This is a genomic window from Janthinobacterium lyxosi, assembly GCF_051380665.1.
Lineage (GTDB): Bacteria > Pseudomonadota > Gammaproteobacteria > Burkholderiales > Burkholderiaceae_D > Janthinobacterium.
In genome coordinates, this window is sequence record NZ_JBNYXM010000048.1 from 1 (window position 1) to 22,216 (window position 22,216).

Consider the following 22,216-nt stretch of genomic DNA (forward strand, 5'->3'; position numbering starts at 1 on the left):
CTTTAATCGATAAGCGGTATCCAGCTTTAAACAATGAGCCGTCGCCAGCTGAGGCCATAAAACCAAAGCGCCCCGGATGAGCAACGCTATTTATCCCCGCAACACCGAGTCCCTGTAACTCTACTTCCTGCCCCGCAGATAGCACATTTTGTGCAGCCCCACCTGCAATAAAAGAGAGGGCTGCAGTATTTCCATCTTTTGCGCGAACTTCCACCAAGCTGTCAAAGCTTGTTCCTGCACCAGGAGACAAACCCTTCATACGGGGTGACATATATCCCGCAGTACCGGGAGCAGCGCTAGAGTCCCACGTAATGACGCCTGTAACCGACGTTGTTTCCACTGGCGTTGCATAAGTAGCAGCCCCCATGCACATCATCTGCAATGACGCTTGTGCGTAAACGCCAGGTGAGAAATACAAATAGATAGAAAACTGCCCGTTTGATTCTTTGTAAGCTAAGAATTTTACAGCGGAAGATATTCCTCGCGAGGAAGACCATTCAACTTTAACTGAACCATTCGAGTCCCTGCTGCCAATAACGATTGTTATAGGTGTGAGAGAATCTGCCGCCCATTCACCTACCATTGCGTCTATACGAAGAGAAGCGAAACTACCAATGTTATTCTGTTCCAGAGTGGCTAATTTATAAAACGAGTTCGCGCCGCCTGCTTTAAGGAAGTTATATCCATACTTATTGGCTGCTCCAAACCCGGCAGGTACACTACTGATGAGGCTTATATTTGGATCAAGCCACGCCGGATTCATATACCCATTTGGCCCGCCAAGCGGCGACCGCCCCGCCGCTGGCGCATACGACGCCACGACGGCGCCGCGCCCGGCCAGCTCGTTCAGGCGCCGGATCGTGTCCTTCTGTCCATAGTAAAAAAAGTCGCCCATTACAGTTCCTCGATTTCGATGTTGGTGGCATATGCCTGGTAGTACGGGGTGGTGATGGCGGAATTGCTGGCGATGCGGCCATACACCTGGTGCGCCTGCTCAAGCTCACCATCGTCACTGTCTGGATACAGGCTGATCAGCAGCGGGCGCGACAGGCCGTTGCCACGCAAAATGCGCCACACCTCGGCCCTGTCCAGCGGCGTCATATGATCCAGTGCAAGCGACATCTTGCGATACAGTGCACCGCGTCCGACTGTTTGCCCGCCGGCGCCGTTGCGGTACTGCGTGCTGGTGTCGACCGACGTAACGCCGGCGCCATACGAGGCGTTTTGCTCAGGACTCCAGTAAGGGCCGGTCACCAGGCGCGCCGCTTCGATGTAGCCTGCCGGGTTATCCGGGTCCGCCAGCTCGATCACCAGCTTTTTGACGCTGCGCATCTGGAGCCAGCAGCGCGCATACGTGCCGCCGCCGTAGCTGAATGCGTTCACGCCCAGCGGCAGCGCGCCCCAGTCCCACATGCCCAGGCGCGCGTACTCGCACGCCGGAACGGTGCCTGTATCGAAATCGGGCGCGGCGTCACCTGGCTCCACATAGCCGCGCACGCGAATCGTCGCCGTCGGCGTCAGATTGCAAAATGGCAGTGCCACGCCGCCGACGATCTCGGGCGTGGGCCAGGTGGCCGTGATAGTCAGGGCCAAGCCGAGCGAGCGCAGCACGGCAGACTTGCCTTCGCGCTGCAGGTTGGCCGGGCCCAACGCGCCGGCCTGGCTCGATGCGGTCAAGACCGCGCGGTCGGCGGCGTTGTCGTAGATGATGCGAAGATTGCTCATGTAAGCCCTATTCGTAAAGTGAAGCGTCTATGACTGGCACGACGAGACCGCTGGTGTTGCCGTAGGTTTGATCCTCGAAATACGGCCGCATCTGGCTGGGAGGCACCAGAAAATCATTGACCTTGACCATGCGCGAGATGATATCGCCCCCTGTTCGTCGATAGCAGCCCAGCCACTCCATGAAGCTGGCTTTCGGGTCGCTTCGACCGTACGACTCCTTGTCTCGGTAGACTGACGGGACCAGGAACGCTGGTTTTTCGGGCAGTGACGGCAGTGCTACGGCCGTTTCTGTATATTCCAGCGCAACACCTGCAGCAACCTGATGCACCGCCAGGTGCAACTTGCCGCTGTCGAACAGCAAACGGCCGGCCGTGTCCCACAGGCGTGCTGCTATTTTGAGGGGCGATATCTCCACCGGCCCCAGCGAAAACACATAGGCCTCGGGCAGTACGCCTGGATTCGGCATCGTCGGAGAAAAAAATGCCGAAATCCCCGTATAGACCAGCGCGGACCCAGGGAACCCGAATTGCTCCTTCGGCCACCACCACACATCCGCACTGGATGCCGGCAGCGTCCAAAACACCATGTACTGGCGCCCATTCGTCGGCGGCAGTTGGCCCGCATAGTCGTGTGACAGGTAGCCGGACTCTCCCCCCTCGTTAGTCACGGTCGGAGTGGGATTCAAGACGACCTTGCCGATAAATTCGGGCACTAGGTTGACGTTATCGATAAGGCGCTGGCCAGCGGTTGTATTGAAGAATATGCTCATACGGCAAACACCAGGAAAAGGGCGGCACCGCCGTTAAAGGTCGCCGGCAGCACGGTAAAATAAATTTGCGGGTTACCCGAGGCGTCAGCGCCAGTCGACCAGGTAAAACTGCCCGCAACCACCTGGAAAACTCGCAGCGCCAGACCGGGTGCGCCGTAGAATGTTTTAACTAGCGGATCGCCTATATTCTGCTGGTGCAGTCCCAGGAATACGCCGCCGGCCACGGTGGGCGTGATGACTGGCCTGCCGTCGGGTTTGAAAGTCCAGATACCAATCATCGTGGCCACCGCCCCAATGCCATGGCGATACTGCCATCAGCATTGTAAAAATAGATGCCTGTTCCGGCCTGGTCGTACCCTTCATTGTTACCGGCAAGGCGGTTGGGGCTCTGGATCAACTGAAAGGAGCCGACAACACCCGACAGTACGCCGGAAAACCTCGCAACCGAGGGAACTCCTACCGATCCAGGCGTCACGGTAAATCCTGGCATCTCAAAATAGCCAGTACTCGACATCTGGAAAAAGCCACCTGGCACACGAGGATTGCCAATAAGCAAACCTTGGGCGCTCAAATGAAAGCCACTGCCTCCATTACTGGGCCAGCTATAGTCACTCGTCGGATACCCGGCGCCGCCATGCAGCGTCGCGCTGTAAATATCGCCAGCATTAACTTCGCCGAGATCGGCGGAAAACGCCGACAACTTATCCACCGATACCGCTTTGGCCGCCACAGATCCATCCACCAGTAAATTGCCGTCCAGTACCGTGCCAAGCACCAGCCATTCGCCATTATCAAAATACTTCGTCACCGCATGCGTGGCGTCATACAAGGTGACGACGTCGCGGTTGATCGGAGCGCCATATCCGGCGTGGCCCAGCTCATACACAGCCGAAGCATCCGACCAGGCCGAATAACCGGGCGCCGTCACCGTCACGGTGCCGCGCTGGCCGGTGGCGCCATCGGCGGCAAGGCGCGCAGCCGCCGCCCATTCGCTGGCCGGAATGTCATCGGTGGCGCCGCGCGACGCGGCCGTGGCGCCGGAGGTGAACAGGTACGCACCGCCCGCCGTCGGCACCTGCGCCGACCAACCATTGTTCAGGCCCGCGAGTACGCCCGTGGCAAAAGTGAACGTGCATGCCGCGCTCGGCAGCGGCGGCGCGATGTTGGTGGCGCCACGCTGGTAGATGCGCACGGGCGCCACATTCAGGCCATCCACGCCGTTCGCGCCGTTCGCGCCGTTGCTGCCATTGGCGCCAGCAGCACCGTCCTTGGCCAGCTGCACGGCCCCCGCCCACTCATTGGCAACGATATTGTCCGTGGCATTGCGCGAACTGGCGGCAGCCACGCGCACATACAGCGGCGCCGTGCCTGCCGGGATGTTCTTCGACCAGCCATTGGCCAGGTCGTTGCCGGCCGGCGTCGTGATGCTGGCCGTGGCAAAAGTAAAGATCACGTCACCCGGAGAATCAGTAGGGGCGGCCGCCGCCCGCTTGTAGGCGAAGGCCTGGCCCGTGTTCAAGCCAGCCAAGCCGGTGTCGCCATTGATGCCGTCGAAGACCTTGCTGATCATGTAGTTGCCGACATAGTCGACACCAAATTCACGGATGCGCGCCTGCACCAGGGCGGTATCCGTGGTCATGCTGGCAAAGTCGACCGTGGCCACGTTGCCGTTGACGGTCAGCTGCGTGCCAGCAGACACCGAAAACACGATATCGCCCACCACATTTACCGGCTTGGCGGTAATGGCAATCGAGCCAGGCGCGCCGGCGCCGGCGCTGTTCACGCGAAATACAGGCGTGCTGCCAGCCAGCAGGATTGCCTTGCCGTCGGCCGTCGTGCTGAAGCGCTCCGCCGTGGCCTGCAGCAGCGTATCGCGCGCGCCGCCGATGGCCGTCATACCAGCACGCCCACCGTCACGCGCCCGGCCAGCCATTGGTGCGACAGCAGCACCACCACGCCAGGCACGCCGTCCTGCAGGCCAAAGCGGTCATCGCGCAGCACCACGGGCTGCCCCAGTTCCAGCATCATCATCTCAGGCTCTCCGTCAAATTCGTAAATCGTGCGCTGCACCTTGCTCAGGGCCAGGCGCCGCACCGCTTCCGCTTGCGCGTCTGCGTTGGTCTTGAGGCAGGTTTCGATTTGCGGCGGGTCGTCCGTCAGGCGGTAGCGCGCGCGCACCACCTCGTCTACCGCCGTTTCAGTCAGCCATTCCGTGGCATACAGGTCGGCATGCTCGGCCGGGATGCTGGTGGTCAGGCTGGCCTGCACCGTGTAATTCCGGTCGAAGGCGATCTTGACGGCCGCCACCACCGGCAGGCGCTGTACCGGGCGCAAGGAATCGAATTTCATGTGTTCGGGGCCAATCTGCACCGGCACGCCGGCGGCGGGCAGCGCGATTTGCACCAGGCGCAGCTGGCCAGTGCGCGACATCAGCGCCTGGGCGCCCACACTGGCCGCCAGCTGCTGGATGGCCTGCGCCTGGTTCATCCGGTCCGCAACGTACAGGCCCACCAGTTGCGGGTGGGCGGCATCGAAGGCGGTCAGATTGTCCAGGTCGAGGTCGGCCAGCGTGAAGCGGTCCGAGGTCTTGCCGTAGGCCGTGGCGATGCGCTGCACCAGCGGGGCGATGCGCGGCGCATAGCCGCCGCCCTTGTCGCCCTGCACGCTCACCGTGATCGCGGCCGAGTATGGCGGCGTGGTCAGGTTGAAGCGCCCGGCCTGGTCATTCAGGGCCACGGCAATCGGCTTGCCGTTGGTGCGCACCTCGAAACTCGACTCGACGGGGCAGAGAAAACCATACTCCAGGGTGACCGGGTCGGTCAGCAGCGGCGTGACGTTGTGGCATTCACCGAACGGTATCGGCAGGATTGCGTCCTTGTTCGGCGTCGTGCCGCCCAGCTTGACCTCGGTGATGGGCGTGTTCAGGCGCTGCAGCTTGTCGCGCAGCACCAGGTTGATCGTCTCGCGGCTGGAACTGCCAACGTCATCGATGATGCCGTCAAACACAAGGCGGAAGTCGGCGCGCGGCCAGCTGGGGTCGCCAGCCCATGCTTTGATGGCACGGTTGCGCCACACATCGAGCGACCAGCCATCAAGTGCGCCATCGCCATTGTCCAGCTCGATGTCACCACCCGACAAGCCAGCCTCGCCCGTCAAGCTCACCTGTTCCGTGAAGGCCAGGCCGCCGGTGGCCAGCGGCAGATACTCCGTGTTGGCCGGCACCTCGGCCGGGCCGGTGACATACGACCGGGAGGCGATATACCGCGTCACCTCCTGGCCGGCCACGTTCACCTGGGCCTCGATCAGCACCATGCGGATGGCCGACGGGCTTTGCAGCCATGCTAAAAATTGCTCATTGGTCATGCTGCATACTCCACTCTTCTATCCCATACAGCGGATTTGGATGATTTATCGACACCAGCCACGATCGTTTTGGCAGCTTTGTCGCTCGATTCGACCGTGGCCTGGATCTTGGCGCCGGTTTGTTTGTCTTGATCGGCGCGCAGCCCTTTGACCTCTTCCCGCAGGCTCTTGATCTCAGCCACCAGCGCATCGGTATTGCCGCCGCCCTGGCTTGGCGCGCCGCCGAAGTAACGGCGCATTACAGAGGCAGCTGGCGCATCCATCACCACTTCACCGCGGTGAAGCTCGGCCGCGTAGCCATCAAACGGGACATTGGCCAGCCCACCGGCATGGGAGCCGTCGAACTTGACGCCCAGCCCAGCGGCCGTACCCATCGCCGCATGCAGGTTGGCGATGGCTTGCGCCACCGTCAGCACGCTGTCGTTGATGGTGATCAGGCCCGACACCTGGGCCTTGAGGGCATCCAGGCTGGCCTGCTGCACGTCGACCTGGGCCGAGGCCCATTTCAACGCCTCGTTGTTGGCCGCCAGCACGCGGGCGTAATCTGCCGCGTAGCGGGCATCCGAGGCATTGACCACCTGGGAGGCTGCCAGGAACGCCTGCTCGGCAGCCGACAGGCCGGACTGCGCCGTCGTGTCGCCGGCATTCGCCGCCGCCAGCGTTTTCTCGAACTGGGCGCGCGCCTCGGCGTATTTCTGCTCTGGCGTCAGGACGGACTGGCTGCCCAGGGCCATGCTGGCGTTCAGGCCGTTGAGGGTGGCCACCCACGACTTCGATTTATCCAGCGCCGTCTGGGCCGCTGCTGCCTCTCTGTCGTAAGCCTTTGCCAGCACGTCCTTGGCCGTCACCACCGCCTTGGCCGCCCGCACCTGGTCGAAGAGCGCCTTATTGACGTCGGCGATACCAGCGCGCTGGATGGCCAGCAACGCCGTTTCGCTTTTCGTCAGCTCGTTTAGTTGGGTCTGCAGATCCTTTGCCTGGTCGGCAATCGCCTGCTGCGACATGGTCAGATCGTCGGTTGCTGCGGTCGTTTTGGCAAAGGCATCTGCCAGGCCCAGTAGGCCAGCGTAGGTTTCAGCGCCCGCCTTGGTGGCCAGTGCGCCGGAATTGGCCAGGCCCAGCACGGCGGCCTTGAAATCGTCGCGGGTATTGAGCCCGGCATAGCCCAGCGCCGCCAGTTGCGCGGTGACGTACTTTTGCACCGGCGCAAGGCGCTCCGCTTCGGTCAGGAAGTTTTCGGAGAACGAGGATGTCAGGGCTGTGAAATTCTCGATACCTCCGGCCAGGCCAATCAGGCGCTCACGGGCAACCAGGCTGGCCACGCCAGTGGCGCCGAACGTCGTGCCGATCGATGACAGGGCCGCGTCCAGAGTCGCATAGTTCGACGCAATGCGGATCACGGTTTCGGCGTAGCCCTCACCAACGGCGCGGAATTTGTCGAACTCCGGAAAGACGGCCTGCGACATCTCGTCCATCGCCTTGGAAATCACGCCGTTGAGCGCGGCGGTCAGCTCATCGCCCTTCAAGTCCTTGAGGCTGACGGACGTGGTGGCCAGGGTCAGGCTATCCAGCACATTACTTACCTGCGTGGCGCCGATGCCCATGCCGATGGCGGCGCTGGTCAGGGCGCCCTCCAGATTGGTGAAGATCAGGCCAAACTGCGCCGACAATTCATCACTCAGCCCATTCGTCACGACTTTGTTGGTGGTTTTCTTCGACAGCCCGAGCCAGCTCGATTTCGTTGTGTCGACGCTGGCGTATTGGCTGTAGCCCTCGCCGCCCTGCAGGTCGCGCACGCTGCCGCCGAACTGGATTCCGCTATCGATTATCTTTGCGGTGGTTTTGCCCCAGACCGAGGCCAACTTGCCGAGCAATCCACCAGTCATGATCTTGTCGAACGCCTGCACAGCAATGTTGCTGCTCAATGACGTTTTGTCCAGCGTCCCGGTTGCGATGCCCATGTTCGTGCCATTGGTCAGGCCGGTGGTGCGCACGATCAGGTTGGTCAGTCCGGACATCGACGCCTCGATGCTGCGCAGTGCCGACAGCATGCCCTGGTTGATCGGGATCAGGCCGCCGGAGTTCTCGGCCAGGCGGTCCAGCGAGCGCTGGATGGATGCGGACTTCGCATCCGAATCGCCAAATACTGAGCCCGTTCCCTGCGCTGCCTGCGCTTCGACAGCGGTCTGCCCGCCACCTCCACCACTACCGCCAACAGCAAACCCCAGAGCGGCCATTGCCGCCGCCATCGCTGCCATGCGCACCCATGCGCTGTACGGATCGCCTTGGGCTTGCGTTGCGACGGCCACGCCGGCAGCCGAGACGCCCTTCACAGCATCCGTCGCCAATTGCTCGGCGGTGCCTGCCTGCATCAGGGCGGACTTAATGCTCTCGGCGCTTACGGTTGCGGTCGTGACAGCGCTGACCGTGAACAGTTTTTTCACCATCGATTCAATCGCCATCGCCATCTCCACGGCACGATAGGCCTTTTCTGCGCCTTCCATTGCACGATAGCCAGCGGTGTTCTCTTTGAAGAAGCCCTTCGCCGCCCCGGCCATGTCGCCGTAGGATTTGATTTTCGCCTGCGCGCTGCTGCGCGCCGCGGCCTTTTCCAACTCCGCAATTTTCGTGGCGTTTTTCGGATCAGATTTATCCGCCGCCAACTGCGCCGCAATAGCCTGCTGCTGCACAGCGTAGCCAGACAATGCCGTCGTCAGGCCGCCGATGGCGCTACCAACGCGGCCAAAGGACGCGGCCATGCCGTCGGCGGCGGATTTGGTGGCGGCATCCACGGCGGTCAGGATGTCGAGCAACTCTTTCGCCTTGGCGACGCTGGAGCCGGTGTCGAGCACGCCGAGCGTTGTGGCCGTGGCCGCCTTTTCTTTCTGCAGGCCGATCATGCGGATCAGGTGATTGACCTCCGCTTCGTCCAGGTCCAGGTCTTGCGGGCCGCGACGGGCCAGGCGATCTTCCATGCGGGCCAAGGTCAGCGCCTCGATCTGGGCCTTGCTCATACCATACGTGGAAATCGCCTGCTTGTTCGCTTCGATTTCATCGAAAGCGGCAGCTGCCTCCTTGTCGCGCTCGTCCTTCAATTCCTGCATGGCTGTTTTGACGTTCTTGGCCGACAGCAGTTGCGCATCTTCGGCTGCCACCTGGGCGATGAGCTTGCGCGCGCCCTCGATGTCGGCGGCGTTCAATTTGTTCTTGCCTGCAGCGATCTCAGCATCCAGCTTGACCGTCATTTTCTGTGCATCGGTCATCTTGTCGAAGCCGAGCGCTTCGAGCTTGTTGGCTTCCAGCTTCTCCCGGATGGAGGCGACCAGCGTCGCATAGGCGGTTTCTTCTTTTTTCAGCGCCGATGCGGCACCTTTGTCGGCGTACTTTTTGTTAATGAGGCCCAGGATTTCGCTGTACTCGGTCGCTCTCATATTGAGGGTTTTGATGCGGGCGATTTCCGCCAATCGCTGCTCCTCTTGGGTTGCATACGTTTTTTTCTCATTTGCGTATGCCTCGGCGCCAGAAACCCTTGCTACAGCGGCGGCACCTTCGGTGGCCTTCTGCCGTTTGGTGATGAGTTCTGTAATTTCGGTTTCCAGCTTGGCGCGCGCAAAAAGCCGGTCATCATTGCTCATGCTGGCAAATTCACCGCCTTTCGCATTCAGTTCAGACATGCGTGCGGACGCAGCCGCCAGCTGTTTAATTATTGGCAATTCCTTCTCGGCCTGAGCCGTGGTCATGCCATGGCCTTTCAGTTGCAAAAGATTGTTCTGTTTTTCGATTTGCTCGTCCAGAGCCTTAATAATCCGGACGTGCGCCTCCTCGAAAGACTCGGCCACGTCCTCGTTCGCCTTTTTAGCCTTCTTGCCGAACAGCTCCCACGCCAACATCGCGCCGCCGATCAGCAGGATGATGGCGCCAATAGGCCCGCCCAAAAATGCGGTAGCGGCACGCAGGGCGCCCATAGCGCGCGCAAGCACGCCTGTGGCGGTAGCCAGCCCCGCCTTGGCTGCGGCCTGCGCGATATCTGCGGCAGCGATCTGCGCGCTGATGCGAGCCTGCTGTTGGCCCAAGATGGCCAGCTCGGCCATCATTGCGACCCGGGCAGCCTCAGCAACAGCCAACTCAGCAGTTGCAGTTCTCAGCACCATAAGCGCGTAACTTTGCGCGCCCGCAGCAGACGCTGCGGCAATCGCTGCTTGCGCGGCCCGGATGTTCGCGTTGGCCTGCGCCAGGCGCGCCACCATTTCAGCGCGAGCCTCCACAATTGCCAGTTGCGTGACGGCCAGTTGCGCCACCTTCGCGTCAGCAGCTACTACATCGGCCTGCATTTGCGCCACGGTCGCCGCACGCAGCGCCATTGCCGCCGTCACCTGGGTGTAGGTATTCTTCGTCCAGTTAGCCAGCCATGTGCCGATCTGGTAGGCGGTAAGCGTCTTGAGAATGATGACCAGCGATGTAAGATTTTCAGAAAGCAGCCGAATGGCGCCAGTGATGGCCGCCACAGTGCCGTTGGCCTGCGCCTGGATGCCGAAGAATTCCAGCATTTCATTTTTCAGCACGGTGAAGGCGCCGGAAATGGTCTGGATATTCTTGCTTTCCTCGCGCAGCGACTCCAGCGCTTTCGGCAGTACTGTTGCCATGATCTGCGATGTAATCAGTCCCTCCCCCGCCATCGCCTTGAGCGCGCCCACCGGCAAGCCCATGCCATCCGCCAGCGCCTTCATCAGACGCGGCGCCGCTTCGTTGACCGCGTTGAATTCCTCCCCACGCAGCGTGCCAGATGCAAATGCCTGCGACAACTGCAGCTGCGCCGACGCCGACTCGGTCGCAGTGGCACCGCTGACGCGCAAGGCCAGGTTGACCGTCTCGGTGATGGCGGCTACCTGTTTTTGCGTGGTGCCAAGCTCTCGCGTGCCGTTGGCAATACGGGCATATAGCACCCCCGTGCTGGCCAAGTCCTGCTGCGACGTCTTGGCGATGCGCTTCACCGCCTCATAGGACGCAGCATAGTCAGCGGCCGACGTCGATGCCAAGCGCAACTGCGCCGTGAACTTGGCGTACTCGTCCGCCATCTTGATAATTTCGGCCAAGCCAGCCCCGATGCCAATGCCAGCCAGTGCCGCCTTCATGGCGTTGGCGGTCGCATTGATTTTGTCATGGGTTTCGGTGACGACACGACGCGCCTGCGTCATATCGGCCTGCAACCGCGCAATGTCGGCGCGCAGCCGGATTTCCATGTCGCCAACGATCATCGTTTGCCCATTAAAAAAACCGCCTCGCGGGCGGTTGTGGTCTGAAATAAAAAAAGCCGACTGGTTAGGTCGGCTTCCGTTGGTATTTTAACTACTGCATTTCTCTTTCCATCGTCGCTCGAAAACTAACGATCTGATGGACTCCCTTAATTCACTCTTCGATAACTTAATAATCTTCCCAGTTATCTTATAGGTCTCAATCGTATTTTCATTAATTTTAATCTCGGCATCTAACTCTTCGGTAACGCGCTCGTTATTCCGATCAAAATTATCATCATCACCCAAGCGCCCATGATCCTCCAAGTAGCCATAGCCGTCTTTTGAGATCAAATATCTCTTAAATCCGACATATCCTCCCGATCCGTTTTTAGCGTTTAATTCACCGCACGCCCAATCGCCAGGGACGATTTTCTCACCTCTGAATTGTGCACTCAGCGGGTCCAGCAGGCCCACGCTAACTAATTTCCGATATGGCGGAAAAACAAACCAGTCATCGTACTTTGAGTGCACAACCAAAGCCCCTGCCAATACACCACATACGGCAAAGCCGATGGCACCCCAAAAAGTTGCTCGCCCCATCCTTATTCCCCGAAGTAATTTCAGGAAATCATACACCAGAGCCGCGCCAGCGCCGAAAGCCCCATTGCTGGGGCCTCGGATCAACGCAATTTAGGCGCCGTCTTATTCAAGGAACGCATCCATCTTTCTTTCCACTTCACTGGCCATTGCCCTTTTCAACGAAGGCGAATCCATGTAAGGCGCCGGGCAATCCCATTTCGTTGCCTTGTGCGATTCGGCCAGGTAATCGCAAGACAGGCGGCGCAGCAGACGCGCCTCCCACGGGTGAAGGTTGATGCCACGCGCGCGCTGCCAGGCTTCCATTTCGACGAATGTCACTGGCCCTGCGCCCATGCCGGCCGCCATGGTCGGGCCAAACTCGTACAGGTAGCCAATCAGGTGCTCGCCGCATTCGAGCGGCGGCATTTCTATCTCCCGGCCATCTTTTTCGATGCGCTCACGTCGAGACATCTCGGCTTTATTTTCCCGCGCGCCGGCTTTCGTTTCCGGCGCGGCGCCGAGCCAGGCGCTGTGCCGGATATACAGACTCAGCTCGTCGCCGAGGCCTTCGTAAAATTTGCCCAGTCATTCAGGTGGGTATTGACCTGGGTGGCGATAAAGCCGATGGTCACGTCCAGATATACGGCCTTGTACAGTGCTTCGCCGGCGAGCTCGTCATAGCTGACGTTCTCGAACGAATGCGTGAGCGCCGTCAGGGTATCGGCGCTTTCCTGCGCCTTGTCGTCGGCCGACTGGTCTTCCTTGCCTTTTTTCTTCAGGCGCGTGAACAGCTTGTTGTTATTGGCAGCCTGGATCTTGGCGTATTTCTTCGAACCCGGGCCGTACAGTTTGACGCGCATCGGCTTGCTCTTGTCGGGATTGCCGTCGGCGCCGTCGGCGTACATCAGTTCGTCATTGGCATCTTTCAGATGCAGGACGGCGGTTTCTTCTACTGCGAATTTGCGAATATCGGTCATGGTGCTACCTTTCGAGGGAAATTGAAATGCCCGTGCCTGGCCCGCCCGCCCCTCGAAGGGCGAAGCAGGCCAGGCCGGTGCTGGGGTGGCCGGAGCCGAAGGATTGCCGCTGTTAGGCGGTGATGGTGTCGCTTTGGCGCAGCAGAGTGAACGCGCCCTTGACGGTGTCGTTGCTGGTGCCCAGGTTTTCGATGAACTTGGATACCTGCGCCGTGAAATAGCGCACGGCACCGCCCTGCTTTTCCACCTTGAACGCTGGAATGGTGTAGTTGTTGGCCGCCGCTTCGATGATGATCTGGCCGGCGTCATCTTCGACCCAGGCGCATTCCATTTCGGCGTTCGGCAATTTGTAGCTGCCTTTCTTTTCGCGGTCATGCGCATTGCTCACCGTCGACAGTGTCGAGGTGCTGTACTCGCGACCCTTCACGCCGCCCATGTTGGTGATGTCGCCCACCTCCACCCAGATGAGTGCAGCGTAGGCTGCCGCCGTGTCTTCCGCAGGACGTGTCGCGCACACAAACAGCTTCGTGCTGGCGACTGTCTCGAAATCATTTTCGAATACCATTTTGTTACCTTTCATTAAAAAAGCCCGCACGCAGGATTGCGGTACGGGCGGGCTGAAAAACTTGGGGTGGTGCTAATTTGCTTCGACGAAGACCACTTTGAAATCGCGCGACTGTTCGAATATGTCCGAGCCAATGCTTTTCAGGTCAGGGCCGACGGTGTCGCGCATCACGCTGCGCACGGCGATGCCGGCCACGATGCCCGTATGCGCGCCCGGCCCCAGCTTGGCCGCTTGGAGCACCGCTTTCTGCTCGGGGTAAGAGTTGGCGTGTACCGTCGCCTGGACGCGCGCAGTCACTTGCACGGAAGCCTGAGCCAGCGAGACGGTGGCCAGCTCGTTGCGGCTGATCTCGGTCAGTCCGATGGCCGGCAGCGGAGTGCCCTGCGGCACGGTACCAACCACGATGCGCGCCGCCGGCACCAGGGCCAGCACCGGGGCATGCGCGAGCAACAGCGCGCGGACCACTTTGACGGCGCTCATTTCTTGACCCGCACCTTGCGCAAGGCCGGCGCCGGCGCCAGGCTGACGCCGCTGGCGACATCCTTGGCCGCAATAGCATCGCCGCGACGAATATAGGCAGCAGCACGGCGCTCGCCGCGGGCGGCATCGGTCATGGTGTATTCGGTACCGACTACCAGCTCGACCACGGTCGCGCCGTCGGTCGAACCGTGGATGGTTTTGAGCATCTTGATTTTCATGGGAGTCCTAATCGGTTTCTGATGCGGGCACGTTGATGCCTTCGGCGGTCAAGCGCGCTCGGATCTGCGCGCCAACGGCGGCAATGGCAGCTGCGGGCTTGGTGTCGAACGCCGGCCGCATGAAGGGGTGCGGCTTGGCCCCTGGATGGTCGACCACGCGCGCCAATGTCTGGCCAATGAGCAGTGCGCCTTTTTTCTTCGGTACGATCTTGTGTGCCTTGGTGCCGAACTCCACCATGTGGCCATACCAGGCGCGCTTGTTGCCCACGCGCACGGATGCTGTGACGCGGCCGCCCTTTGCCTTCGTGACCACGCGCACGCTGCGGCGCAGCTCCCCGCTGTCGACGGGGATGTTTTGCTGCACCTCGGCCTTGAACACGTTGGCGCCTTGGCGCAGCGCCGACCGCATGATGTTGCGCTCGATCTTGGCCGGTAAGGATTTGAGGAAGTCGTCCAGCGCCTTGCCGCCGGTGATATTGCGGTCGTCTGCCATCATTGTCCCTGGGTTGAATACTGCTCGATAGTCATTTCCAGCCACTCCCGACGGCCAATCTCGGCCGGTCCGCCAACGATCTGGAAAAACTCGTCCGCGTCGCCATGCAGCGTGACGCGCATGTCGGAAGTGATGCCGCGCAGGTAACGCATGCGCAGGCGCGCCGGGCGGGTGGCCACGGCCAGGCCCTCTTGCACTGATTCCGACTTGCTGGGCAGTGTGTCCTGCACCTGGGCCGGCGCGCGCGCGACGACCGGCACCCAGCCACCCGGCTGCGGGCCATATTCACCCTCGATCATGCCAGGGCGCTCGATGGTGATGCGGCGATCCAGCTGGCCGGCCCGCATCACACGCCATTCCCGATGCGGTGCGGGCGCAGCAGCTCACGGGAGCCTTGTGGCAGCCGCGCTACCGCCACACCCAACACGGTGTCTTCCCGGTTCTCGTACATGTCGCCGAAAATCTTCAGGATGGCGACCTTGATATCGTCCTCGATCACCATCGGGAACGGGCCGGCGGTACCAGCAACGACAGCTGCTGCCATCGTTGCCGCATCGGCGAACACCTGGCGGTTCAGGTAGGCCAGCGCGGCACCCTCGGCACCCGACAGCATCAAGTCAACCACGTCGTCTTCATCGCTGCCGACGATGCGCTGGTAGGACTTTGCCAATTCAGCTGTCAGGAACATGGGCTACTTCTCCTTTTTCTTCGGATCAGGCACTTCGAGCGCGTCCAGGCTCAGTGCGGCGTCCTGCAGCTCGGGCGGGCATTCCTCGCCCGGCTGGAAGGTGGTCGGGTAGATCTCGCCGTCGCGCACGCCACGGAACTCTTTGCTGAAAATCATGATGCTTCCTTTCAATGGCTGCGCCGGGCCAGGCCGACCCGGCGCAAGTGGTTTAGGCCGCGACGGTCAGGGCCTTGAGCACATCGGGGTTCAGCAGGCCGCCGCCAACGCGCTTGGTGGTGTAGAAGTTCACATACGGCTTGTTGGAGAACGGATCGCGCAGCACGCGCACGCCGGTGCGGTCGACGATCAGGTAGCCACGCTTGAAGTCGCCGAACATGACTGGCTTCGAATTGGCCGCCACGTCTGGCATGCCTGCCACCTCGGCAATGCCGTAGCCAAGCAAGGTGGCCGGAACACCGCCCTGGAACGAAGGCTGCCACAGGTAATTACCCTGGCCATCTTTCAGCTTGCGCACGGCCGCCTGTGTGTTGCGGTTCATGGTGAACTTGGCGCCCGCGCTGTATGCGCTTGGCAAGGCGGTGACGAGATCGATCAGGCCTTCGGCAGTGAGCTTGGCTGCGTCGCCCGATTTCACTGTCTTGATGTCGCCCCAGGGGTGGGCTGCGGCATTTGCGCCGCCGGTGATATAAGTCAACAGGCCATTGGGCTTGTTGGCACCATTCCCGGACAGAAACGCCACGCCTTCCTGGTAAGCGAACTCAGCATCGACCTCCGCCGCCAACCAAGCTTCCAGGTTGATCGCGCTGTCATCGAGCATTTGCTGGGTGGCGGCGGGATTGGCGTACAGCTCGCCGGTGTTGTAGGCCAGACTGCCAAAGGTCGGCGTGCCTGTTTCGGGGCGCACAGCAGCTTCGCCAACCCAGCCGGACGTGGCGCCACGGTTATTGAACAACTTGCTGAAACCGTTGGTGCTGATTGTCTGCACTGCACACAGGGCGCGCATGGGCGAGGAAATGATGAGACGGTCCGTGATGGTGCGATCCCATTCAACGGGCGCCAGGTAGCCGCCTTCGGTCGCCTGGCCCTTGTTCAGCGCCGCCTGCACTTCGCCTTTGGTAAAGTGGGCACTGAAGGCTGCCGAGTATTCCTTGTCCTTCAGTTGGCCAGCCGCACCGCCGTTCATTTGCACGGCGATCATTTTTGCATTGGTTTCATCCACTGCCGCCTGCAGTTTGGCGATATCGGCATTGATGTTGTCGACTTTCAGCGCTTGCAGCGCATCGGCCGTGCCTTGCTTCACATCGTCCAGATGCTTGGAGTGCTCGGTCTTGAATGCGGCGAAGGCGGTATTCAAGCCTTCGATCAGTGCTTTTACCTCAGTATCGGCGTGCACCGAGACGATGCCACGAGGCACATCCTGGTGGGCTTGGGCGGCGTGCGCCGCCATGGCGTGCGCAATCAGCGCGAGGGCCATCATTGGTTTTTTCATTTGCTGCCTTTCAGATTATTGATCAGGGTTTGCAGTGACGCTGCTACTTCTTTGCCAGCGCTCGGCGTGGCGATTTTTCCAGCAGCGCCCGGCGTGCCAGAAAACAGGGACTTGATGGCTTCGCGGCGCACCGAGCGGGAATGTCCCGCCCGGGCCATGGCCGCTTCCACCATCGCAAGATATTTCGTGTCGGCGCTGGCCTCGGGGTCGTGGCCCATCTGTTCGCGCGCCAGGATGCCGCTGGCGAAGCCTTGTTCGACGGCCTGGGCCGCGCCCAGCCAGCTTTCCTTGTCCATCATGGCGGCCGCTTCCGCCGAGCTCAGCCCGGACCGGGCGGCGTAGACCGAGGCCATGGCCGCATCGAACGGCGCCAGCTGCTCGGATGCCTTGATCATGTCGTGGCGGTTGCCGATCGCCATGGCCCAGGCGTTGTGGATCATCAGGAAGGCGCCATCGCCCATCAGGATCTCGTCGCCGGCCATGGCGATCACGGAAGCGGCCGAGGCGGCAATGCCCATCACCTTGACGGTGACCTTGGCCTTGTGCTCGCGCAGCAGGTTGTAGATGGCCACGCCCTGGAAGAAGTCGCCGCCGGGCGAATTGACGTTGACCGTCACGTCGCGGGCGCCGATGTTGCGCAGGGCGGCGGAAATACGCTTGGTGGTCACACCCTCGCCGTCGTAGGACTCGCCAATGCGGTCATAGATCGAAATGGTGGGGCCGTCGTCGTCGGCCGCGGCGCGAATGCCGGGCTCCCAGCGCTCCAGCGCGTCAGGGCGCATGTCGAACTGGATGGCGCCCAGACCGTGCGCGGCGTTAATTTCAGGTAGTTTTAGCAGGCTCATTGGTCTTTCCTTGATTGGCGGGCGCACGCAGCTCGTCGGCGCCCTTGTCATTGGAGCGCGGCATATCCAGCAGCTCACGCACTTCGTTTTGCGCCATCCATGGCGCGTGACCACCAGACCCCAATGCCTTGGCAAAAAACTCGGCCTGATCTTTCAATGTGCCGCGCAGCAGTGCCTTTTCGTTGAATTTGGCCTGGATAGATTCGCTATCCCCATCCGACAGCAAGGTGCGTTCAATAGCCTGCTCCCAGATCGTGAACCAGTGCTGCAGCGCGAACTGGATGAAGAGGATCGTCAGTTGCTCGATGCCGCTACCCCAGGAGGTGTCGTCCATCATCAGCAGTGGGCGCGGCACGCCCATGGCACGAGCAATTTCCTCGATCTGGTGATTGCGGTTCTCAATGTGCTGGGCATCGGCGGCCGTGTTGGCCCATTTTTCAGCCTTCAGGCCCTCTTCGAGGATCATCCACTTGCCGGCATTTTCGGCGCCGGTCTTCTCGTTGATCGAATCTTTCAGGCGGCCGAAGGCGGTTTCGCTCAAGGCGCTGGGCGCTGACAGCGCGCCGCCAGCCATCACGCCGTTCTTAAATAGCCGCGCCGCCGCTTTCTCGGCCTGCTGCGCGATGCCGATGGCCTCATGTGCCAGGCGAACGCGGGACAACCCGACGATGCCATCCTCGGACAGGTCGCGCAGGTGGAACACTTCCGCGGCCGGCAGCGTAATCAGCCCACCGTCCTTACGGGTGTAGGTGTAGACCATATTCCAGCTGTCATCCAGTTCGGCCGTCACGCGCTTTGGACACATCGGGATCAGGCGCAGCACCTGGCCGCGCGACCAGATCACCCGGGCGTAAGCATTGCCATGCATCATCACGCGCAGTTGCATCAACGATTTGAATTCATAGGCCGTCTGCCAGGTGTTGGGCTTGGCCTTCAAAATTCTGTAGAGCGGATGCTTGGTGGCGTATTTCTTTTCATCGCCACGTTCGACCAGGTTGAGCGGCAGCATGCCGATCGATTCCGAGATCAGCGTGACGCAGCGCAGCAGGGCCATGTTCTGCAGCGCCTTCGACGCATTGACGTAGGCGCCCGAGGCGGTCTCGCCACCGGTGCGCATGAAGGCCAGCAGGTCGGGATCGTCCAGGCCAGCAAACAGATGCCCGGTCGACGCCTGGACGTTCGGCGCTGTCGGCGCTGGGGCGGCTGGCGCCGAGACTTCGTCCAAATCGCCTGGGCGTGACTGCGCCTCCGGCGCTGCAGCTGGCCGGAAGAAATCTAAAAAGCTCATGGGTTATACAGTCCTTATGCCGCGCGATTCGTACACCGAATTTCCCTTGCCAACAGGGTTCAGTGCCATCAGCGAGACTGCGTTGAAAAGTGCCATCAGCGGGTCGATCTTGGCCTTGCCCGATGCGGCCTTGGTCACCAGGATGGCATTACCCTTATCCTCAATGCGCGCGTTACCGACGCACCAATTCATAATCGGCCGGCCGGCGTGCACCAGCGTCTTCGCCGCCACCTGTCGCTCGGTCGATTTGATGGCGCCGTTCAGCGAATAGCCTTGGCGGATCGAGATAATCTGTTCCATCGTGATTCCGCGATTCGAGCTCACCAACTCCGTTACGATGTCGATGATGCCGGCGGCATCCACGCCGATGGCCATCTTCTCTGGCAACAGGCCAGCGTCGTTTAGCTGGCATACGTAGTCGGCCACCTGTATGACATCGTCGCCCGGCATCTTTACTATCGTCAGATCACCCTGATTTGCAAAATCGAGCAGCGCCGGTGCAATTTCCTTCCGGCGCTCGAGCGCGATTTCGTGAGCCCAAGCATGGAACCATGCCATCAGTCGCCCCGTTCCGCGCTCGCGCCCGGTTGCAGTCAGGCCAAGCAAATCATCAAGTCCGCCGCCATCAATTCCCACCGTTGCCACATCGCAGCGCGCGATCAGTTCTTCCAGGGTAAAGACAGGAATCGCGGCCGCTTCCCAGAACTCGGCGCCGGCCCAGCGATCAGATCGCAGGTTGAGTCCGATTTCCACATTCAGGTGCTTGGCCAGGAATCCTTTAAATTCTTGCTCGCCCCCCTCTTTGGCCTGGGCGTGCAGCTGAGTAATTCGCTCGATGTCAACCGACGCACCCCAGTTCGGGTTCGTAATGTAAGCGTTCTCCAAGTCCCGATATGCGCCGCTCTCGATCATCGCGCGCGGGAATTCGTATATCAGCGGTAGAAATTTTCGGTCCACCACCACGCCGTCGCGCACTTTGCGAGCGTAATCCAGCTTCGCTTTGAACACGCCTGCTGGCGGCTCCGCCGACTGAGTGGTCGCGTAGATCACGAAGCCCTCGGGGCGCGAGGCCAGGCCGCCTGTAGCTTCCAGCAGCATATTTGAGGCCTTGGCCTGCTTTCCGAATTCGTGCAGTTCATCCACAAACACGAAGCTAGCTTTTTTGCCGCTGACGGCGTCACTGTCGGCAGCTACCACCTTCAGCGTGGCGCCAGTTTCCAAATGGGTGATCATTCGCCAATATGGCTGCACCTTGAGCATCCCCGAAAGTTCATCGCTGGCGTTGATGAAATCCTGAATCGGCTTGAAACTGTTGTCCGCAATTTCCTTGGTTGGGCTGAGCAGCAGTAATTCCGCGGACTGGCGCCAGTTCATCAGCAGTGCAGTGAGCATGATGCCGGCGGCAATCGTGCTTTTTGCGTTCTTCTTGCTGACCATTAGAAAATATTCGTTGATCAGTCGGCGGCCGTCTTCTGGGTTCTCGGCTCCAAATACCGTCATCACCAGGTCGCGCAACCATGGCAGCGACGCGTCCCCGAGTAGAGGCTGCCCGATCACATCTACCAACCGGAAATCACTGCATCGGCTCCAAGCGTCTTCGGCCACCTCGGGGAACAGCGGAGGGCAAACAATTAAAGATTCGCGCGCAACGATGCGACGCTCCCAATCGGGGCATGCTGTTGTCCATTCCATCATTTATTCGAAACCGCTAGGCGGGGCCCTTGACGAACTGCGTTTTTACCACTGGCCGCAGCTCGCGCACGCGCCCCAGCCTCATCTTTCTTGCTCACCTCGCCTTTTTTCGCATGGGTGTATTGCACCGCCGCAATCGCTGCCCGCACCTGGGTATTACTTGCATCGACGCGACCCAAGGCGATGTCCTGCAACAACTGGAGCATGTCTCGCTCAGATATCTCGACCGGCTCGGTCTTTGAACGCTTGAGCGCACCGCCGTAGTCCTGAGGCTCAAGCTCAGTGGTCACGCCGTGAGTTTTAACGTTTGCTGATTCCCCGGGTGGACTCTTGGGCTTTCGGCCCGCACCGGGTCGGGCACCTCCCGCATTGAGGCGGGCGCCGCCGCTCTTTCCTTTGACGCCTGCCATTTGCTGAATTCCTTTTTTCAAAACCGGAGATTTTTTTGCGCGTGGGAGAGGACGCGGTCTAGGTCGGCGAGGGGTCGGGAACTTTTCGCCCCCGGGTACCCTCACGCCGAGAGGTGAGCCCAATGAACTCCCCTGGACAACTGCGATGGGTAGCTCTCGCAAACGCCATACTCGCGCGCCAACACGGCGCCCATCTCGCCTGCCTGAAAGCGCCGACGTATTTGCCTTACTTGATCTTCATTCAGCTTGCGACGGCGAGCCTTCATTCCTGGTCCGACCGTGCCATGGCGCATAGCGTCCGCTGCGTTGTCCTTTGCTGTTCCCCAAGCGAGATTGGCGGCCTTACTATCCAGGCTGTCGCCGTTGATGTGGCGGGCCATGAGATCCGCTGTTGGCGGGACGCCTTTGAACGCCAGTAGAGCGAGCCGATGCACTGGCTGAGGCCTTGCATGAACACGCCCGTGCATCCTGATGCGCAGCGTGACATACCAGTAGCCGTCCCTCACTCGCTGCTGAAGCTCGCGTGGGGCTCCGGATCGCATAGACACAACCCTCCCGTCCTCGGTGGCGAAATAGCCATCGAAGCCAGGGACTGCATTCATTTGCACCTCTATCGAATACTAAAAATGTGAGACGCCAGCCCGGCCGCCTCTTCGCGCTGCTTGTCTGCGCTGTGGTGGGTGCCACACAGCGACTGCCAGTTGGACTTGTTCCAGAACAGCACCTGGTCGCCTCGATGCGGCTCGATGTGATCGACCACCGAAGCCTTGGGGATGGCCAGGCCCAACTCAGAGCACCGCAATATGGCCTTGCTGGGCGTCAGGTCGCGAACCGACGAATACGCCGCTTCACGCAGGCAGTACACGCACAGCGGGTGGCTGCGCAAATAGCCGGCGCGGGCCTTCTGCCAGGCGTAGCTGTAGCCGCGCTTGGTGCTACTTTGGGTAGATGAGCGCCACGAGCCTGCGACCAGCACTGGAACCCTGGCAGGCAGTACAGCAAGACCAGACTTCAGGGTAGTAAGGCGCCCCATCAGATGGCCACCGGCTTTATTGTCAGACCCTTGCGAACCCAGTAGTCGACTCGATCCATGCTTGGCTCAACGCCGAACAGATAACACAGTGCGCCAACGGTGTTCAGATAGGGAAATAACCACCATGCCACGCGAATCTCAATATGCATCACCACGGTGCTCACTCTTGGCCGCGCAGGCTGGCGCAGCGCGCGTCCGCCGCGGCGATGCTGGCGTAGGATTCGGCATCGGGCAGGCCGGCGCCGGTTTCGGTGGTGATGGCCATGTCACGCTCCCAGCGCGATAGACAGTTGCGCCTCGCTCATCGGCAGGTACTCGGCATCGATCGGCATGTTATCCAATCCGTAGCGTCGCACCAGGTAGGTCAA

Annotated in this window: 24 protein-coding genes; all 24 read right to left on the minus strand. The window is 60.7% G+C overall.

What is annotated here, in order from left to right:
* The coding region (locus tag ACQ4WP_RS27450) for a hypothetical protein (RefSeq protein WP_436526209.1) at positions 1-895 on the minus strand (895 nt) is incomplete at its 3' end.
* On the minus strand, positions 895-1,725 hold the full coding sequence (locus ACQ4WP_RS27455; RefSeq protein ID WP_436526211.1) for a hypothetical protein: 831 nt from the start codon (positions 1,723-1,725) through the stop codon (positions 895-897). The genes ACQ4WP_RS27455 and ACQ4WP_RS27450, both read right to left, overlap by 1 nt.
* A 7-nt stretch (positions 1,726-1,732) precedes the next feature.
* On the minus strand, positions 1,733-2,494 hold the full coding sequence (locus ACQ4WP_RS27460; RefSeq protein WP_436526213.1) for a hypothetical protein: 762 nt from the start codon (positions 2,492-2,494) through the stop codon (positions 1,733-1,735).
* Complete coding sequence (locus tag ACQ4WP_RS27465; protein WP_436526215.1) at positions 2,491-2,781, minus strand: hypothetical protein; 291 nt, start codon at positions 2,779-2,781, stop codon at positions 2,491-2,493. Before ACQ4WP_RS27465 ends, ACQ4WP_RS27460 begins: the two co-directional genes overlap by 4 nt.
* A complete protein-coding gene (locus ACQ4WP_RS27470; RefSeq protein WP_436526217.1) occupies positions 2,769-4,391 on the minus strand; it encodes a hypothetical protein in 1,623 nt (540 codons plus the stop codon). Before ACQ4WP_RS27470 ends, ACQ4WP_RS27465 begins: the two co-directional genes overlap by 13 nt.
* Entirely contained in the window at positions 4,388-5,857 is a 1,470-nt protein-coding gene (locus ACQ4WP_RS27475) for a hypothetical protein (RefSeq protein WP_436526219.1), read from the minus strand. Before ACQ4WP_RS27475 ends, ACQ4WP_RS27470 begins: the two co-directional genes overlap by 4 nt.
* Positions 5,854-11,112, minus strand: a complete 5,259-nt coding sequence (locus ACQ4WP_RS27480; protein ID WP_436526221.1) for a tape measure protein — start codon at positions 11,110-11,112, stop codon at positions 5,854-5,856. The genes ACQ4WP_RS27475 and ACQ4WP_RS27480 overlap by 4 nt, the downstream gene beginning before the upstream one ends.
* Positions 11,113-11,199: 87 nt before the next feature.
* On the minus strand, positions 11,200-11,727 hold the full coding sequence (locus ACQ4WP_RS27485) for a hypothetical protein (protein ID WP_436526223.1): 528 nt from the start codon (positions 11,725-11,727) through the stop codon (positions 11,200-11,202).
* Between the two features lie 66 nt (positions 11,728-11,793).
* A complete protein-coding gene (locus ACQ4WP_RS27490; protein WP_436526225.1) occupies positions 11,794-12,141 on the minus strand; it encodes a hypothetical protein in 348 nt (115 codons plus the stop codon).
* Positions 12,142-12,218: 77 nt separating this feature from the next.
* On the minus strand, positions 12,219-12,647 hold the full coding sequence (locus ACQ4WP_RS27495) for a hypothetical protein (RefSeq protein WP_436526227.1): 429 nt from the start codon (positions 12,645-12,647) through the stop codon (positions 12,219-12,221).
* 112 nt (positions 12,648-12,759) lie between these two features.
* Complete coding sequence (locus ACQ4WP_RS27500) at positions 12,760-13,212, minus strand: hypothetical protein (protein ID WP_436526229.1); 453 nt, start codon at positions 13,210-13,212, stop codon at positions 12,760-12,762.
* A 72-nt stretch (positions 13,213-13,284) separates the two neighbouring features.
* A complete protein-coding gene (gene gp17 / locus ACQ4WP_RS27505) occupies positions 13,285-13,692 on the minus strand; it encodes a tail completion protein gp17 (RefSeq protein ID WP_436526231.1) in 408 nt (135 codons plus the stop codon).
* Positions 13,689-13,910, minus strand: a complete 222-nt coding sequence (locus tag ACQ4WP_RS27510) for a hypothetical protein (protein WP_436526233.1) — start codon at positions 13,908-13,910, stop codon at positions 13,689-13,691. Before ACQ4WP_RS27510 ends, gp17 begins: the two co-directional genes overlap by 4 nt.
* A 7-nt stretch (positions 13,911-13,917) precedes the next feature.
* On the minus strand, positions 13,918-14,406 hold the full coding sequence (locus ACQ4WP_RS27515; RefSeq protein WP_436526235.1) for an HK97-gp10 family putative phage morphogenesis protein: 489 nt from the start codon (positions 14,404-14,406) through the stop codon (positions 13,918-13,920).
* Positions 14,403-14,750 carry a head-tail adaptor protein gene (locus tag ACQ4WP_RS27520; protein ID WP_436526253.1) on the minus strand — a complete coding sequence of 116 codons (348 nt, stop codon included), beginning with the start codon at positions 14,748-14,750 and terminating at the stop codon, positions 14,403-14,405. The genes ACQ4WP_RS27515 and ACQ4WP_RS27520 overlap by 4 nt, the downstream gene beginning before the upstream one ends.
* Complete coding sequence (locus ACQ4WP_RS27525; protein ID WP_436526237.1) at positions 14,750-15,091, minus strand: head-tail connector protein; 342 nt, start codon at positions 15,089-15,091, stop codon at positions 14,750-14,752. The genes ACQ4WP_RS27520 and ACQ4WP_RS27525 overlap by 1 nt, the downstream gene beginning before the upstream one ends.
* A gap of 3 nt (positions 15,092-15,094) precedes the next feature.
* Entirely contained in the window at positions 15,095-15,247 is a 153-nt protein-coding gene (locus ACQ4WP_RS27530) for a hypothetical protein (protein ID WP_436526239.1), read from the minus strand.
* A gap of 52 nt (positions 15,248-15,299) precedes the next feature.
* Entirely contained in the window at positions 15,300-16,565 is a 1,266-nt protein-coding gene (locus ACQ4WP_RS27535) for a phage major capsid protein (protein ID WP_436526255.1), read from the minus strand.
* Positions 16,566-16,576: 11 nt separating this feature from the next.
* Positions 16,577-17,425, minus strand: a complete 849-nt coding sequence (locus tag ACQ4WP_RS27540; protein WP_436526241.1) for a head maturation protease, ClpP-related — start codon at positions 17,423-17,425, stop codon at positions 16,577-16,579.
* Entirely contained in the window at positions 17,403-18,713 is a 1,311-nt protein-coding gene (locus tag ACQ4WP_RS27545; protein ID WP_436526243.1) for a phage portal protein, read from the minus strand. The genes ACQ4WP_RS27540 and ACQ4WP_RS27545 overlap by 23 nt, the downstream gene beginning before the upstream one ends.
* A 3-nt stretch (positions 18,714-18,716) precedes the next feature.
* Positions 18,717-20,408 (minus strand): terminase large subunit, encoded by a 1,692-nt coding sequence (locus ACQ4WP_RS27550; RefSeq protein WP_436526245.1) that lies wholly within the window; start codon positions 20,406-20,408, stop codon positions 18,717-18,719.
* Positions 20,405-20,815, minus strand: a complete 411-nt coding sequence (locus ACQ4WP_RS27555; protein ID WP_436526247.1) for a hypothetical protein — start codon at positions 20,813-20,815, stop codon at positions 20,405-20,407. The genes ACQ4WP_RS27550 and ACQ4WP_RS27555 overlap by 4 nt, the downstream gene beginning before the upstream one ends.
* A 101-nt stretch (positions 20,816-20,916) precedes the next feature.
* A complete protein-coding gene (locus tag ACQ4WP_RS27560) occupies positions 20,917-21,417 on the minus strand; it encodes an HNH endonuclease (RefSeq protein ID WP_436526249.1) in 501 nt (166 codons plus the stop codon).
* An 8-nt stretch (positions 21,418-21,425) separates the two neighbouring features.
* Positions 21,426-21,791, minus strand: a complete 366-nt coding sequence (locus tag ACQ4WP_RS27565) for an HNH endonuclease signature motif containing protein (RefSeq protein WP_436526251.1) — start codon at positions 21,789-21,791, stop codon at positions 21,426-21,428.
* Positions 21,792-22,216 lie beyond the last annotated feature (425 nt).

Excerpts from the sequence above, each read along its gene's own strand:
- ACQ4WP_RS27455 (WP_436526211.1), bottom strand. The coding sequence starts at position 1,725 with ATGAGCAATCTTCGCATCATCTACGACAACGCCGCCGACCGCGCGGTC.
- ACQ4WP_RS27460 (WP_436526213.1), bottom strand. The coding sequence starts at position 2,494 with ATGAGCATATTCTTCAATACAACCGCTGGCCAGCGCCTTATCGATAAC.
- ACQ4WP_RS27470 (WP_436526217.1), bottom strand. The coding sequence starts at position 4,391 with ATGACGGCCATCGGCGGCGCGCGCGATACGCTGCTGCAGGCCACGGCG.
- ACQ4WP_RS27475 (WP_436526219.1), bottom strand. The coding sequence starts at position 5,857 with ATGACCAATGAGCAATTTTTAGCATGGCTGCAAAGCCCGTCGGCCATC.
- ACQ4WP_RS27480 (WP_436526221.1), bottom strand. The coding sequence starts at position 11,112 with ATGATCGTTGGCGACATGGAAATCCGGCTGCGCGCCGACATTGCGCGG.
- ACQ4WP_RS27490 (WP_436526225.1), bottom strand. The coding sequence starts at position 12,141 with ATGTCTCGACGTGAGCGCATCGAAAAAGATGGCCGGGAGATAGAAATG.
- ACQ4WP_RS27495 (WP_436526227.1), bottom strand. The coding sequence starts at position 12,647 with ATGACCGATATTCGCAAATTCGCAGTAGAAGAAACCGCCGTCCTGCAT.
- ACQ4WP_RS27500 (WP_436526229.1), bottom strand. The coding sequence starts at position 13,212 with ATGGTATTCGAAAATGATTTCGAGACAGTCGCCAGCACGAAGCTGTTT.
- gp17 (WP_436526231.1), bottom strand. The coding sequence starts at position 13,692 with ATGAGCGCCGTCAAAGTGGTCCGCGCGCTGTTGCTCGCGCATGCCCCG.
- ACQ4WP_RS27510 (WP_436526233.1), bottom strand. The coding sequence starts at position 13,910 with ATGAAAATCAAGATGCTCAAAACCATCCACGGTTCGACCGACGGCGCG.
- ACQ4WP_RS27515 (WP_436526235.1), bottom strand. The coding sequence starts at position 14,406 with ATGATGGCAGACGACCGCAATATCACCGGCGGCAAGGCGCTGGACGAC.
- ACQ4WP_RS27520 (WP_436526253.1), bottom strand. The coding sequence starts at position 14,750 with ATGCGGGCCGGCCAGCTGGATCGCCGCATCACCATCGAGCGCCCTGGC.
- ACQ4WP_RS27525 (WP_436526237.1), bottom strand. The coding sequence starts at position 15,091 with ATGTTCCTGACAGCTGAATTGGCAAAGTCCTACCAGCGCATCGTCGGC.
- ACQ4WP_RS27530 (WP_436526239.1), bottom strand. The coding sequence starts at position 15,247 with ATGATTTTCAGCAAAGAGTTCCGTGGCGTGCGCGACGGCGAGATCTAC.
- ACQ4WP_RS27535 (WP_436526255.1), bottom strand. The coding sequence starts at position 16,565 with ATGGCCCTCGCGCTGATTGCGCACGCCATGGCGGCGCACGCCGCCCAA.
- ACQ4WP_RS27540 (WP_436526241.1), bottom strand. The coding sequence starts at position 17,425 with ATGAGCCTGCTAAAACTACCTGAAATTAACGCCGCGCACGGTCTGGGC.
- ACQ4WP_RS27545 (WP_436526243.1), bottom strand. The coding sequence starts at position 18,713 with ATGAGCTTTTTAGATTTCTTCCGGCCAGCTGCAGCGCCGGAGGCGCAG.
- ACQ4WP_RS27550 (WP_436526245.1), bottom strand. The coding sequence starts at position 20,408 with ATGATGGAATGGACAACAGCATGCCCCGATTGGGAGCGTCGCATCGTT.
- ACQ4WP_RS27555 (WP_436526247.1), bottom strand. The coding sequence starts at position 20,815 with ATGGCAGGCGTCAAAGGAAAGAGCGGCGGCGCCCGCCTCAATGCGGGA.
- ACQ4WP_RS27560 (WP_436526249.1), bottom strand. The coding sequence starts at position 21,417 with ATGAATGCAGTCCCTGGCTTCGATGGCTATTTCGCCACCGAGGACGGG.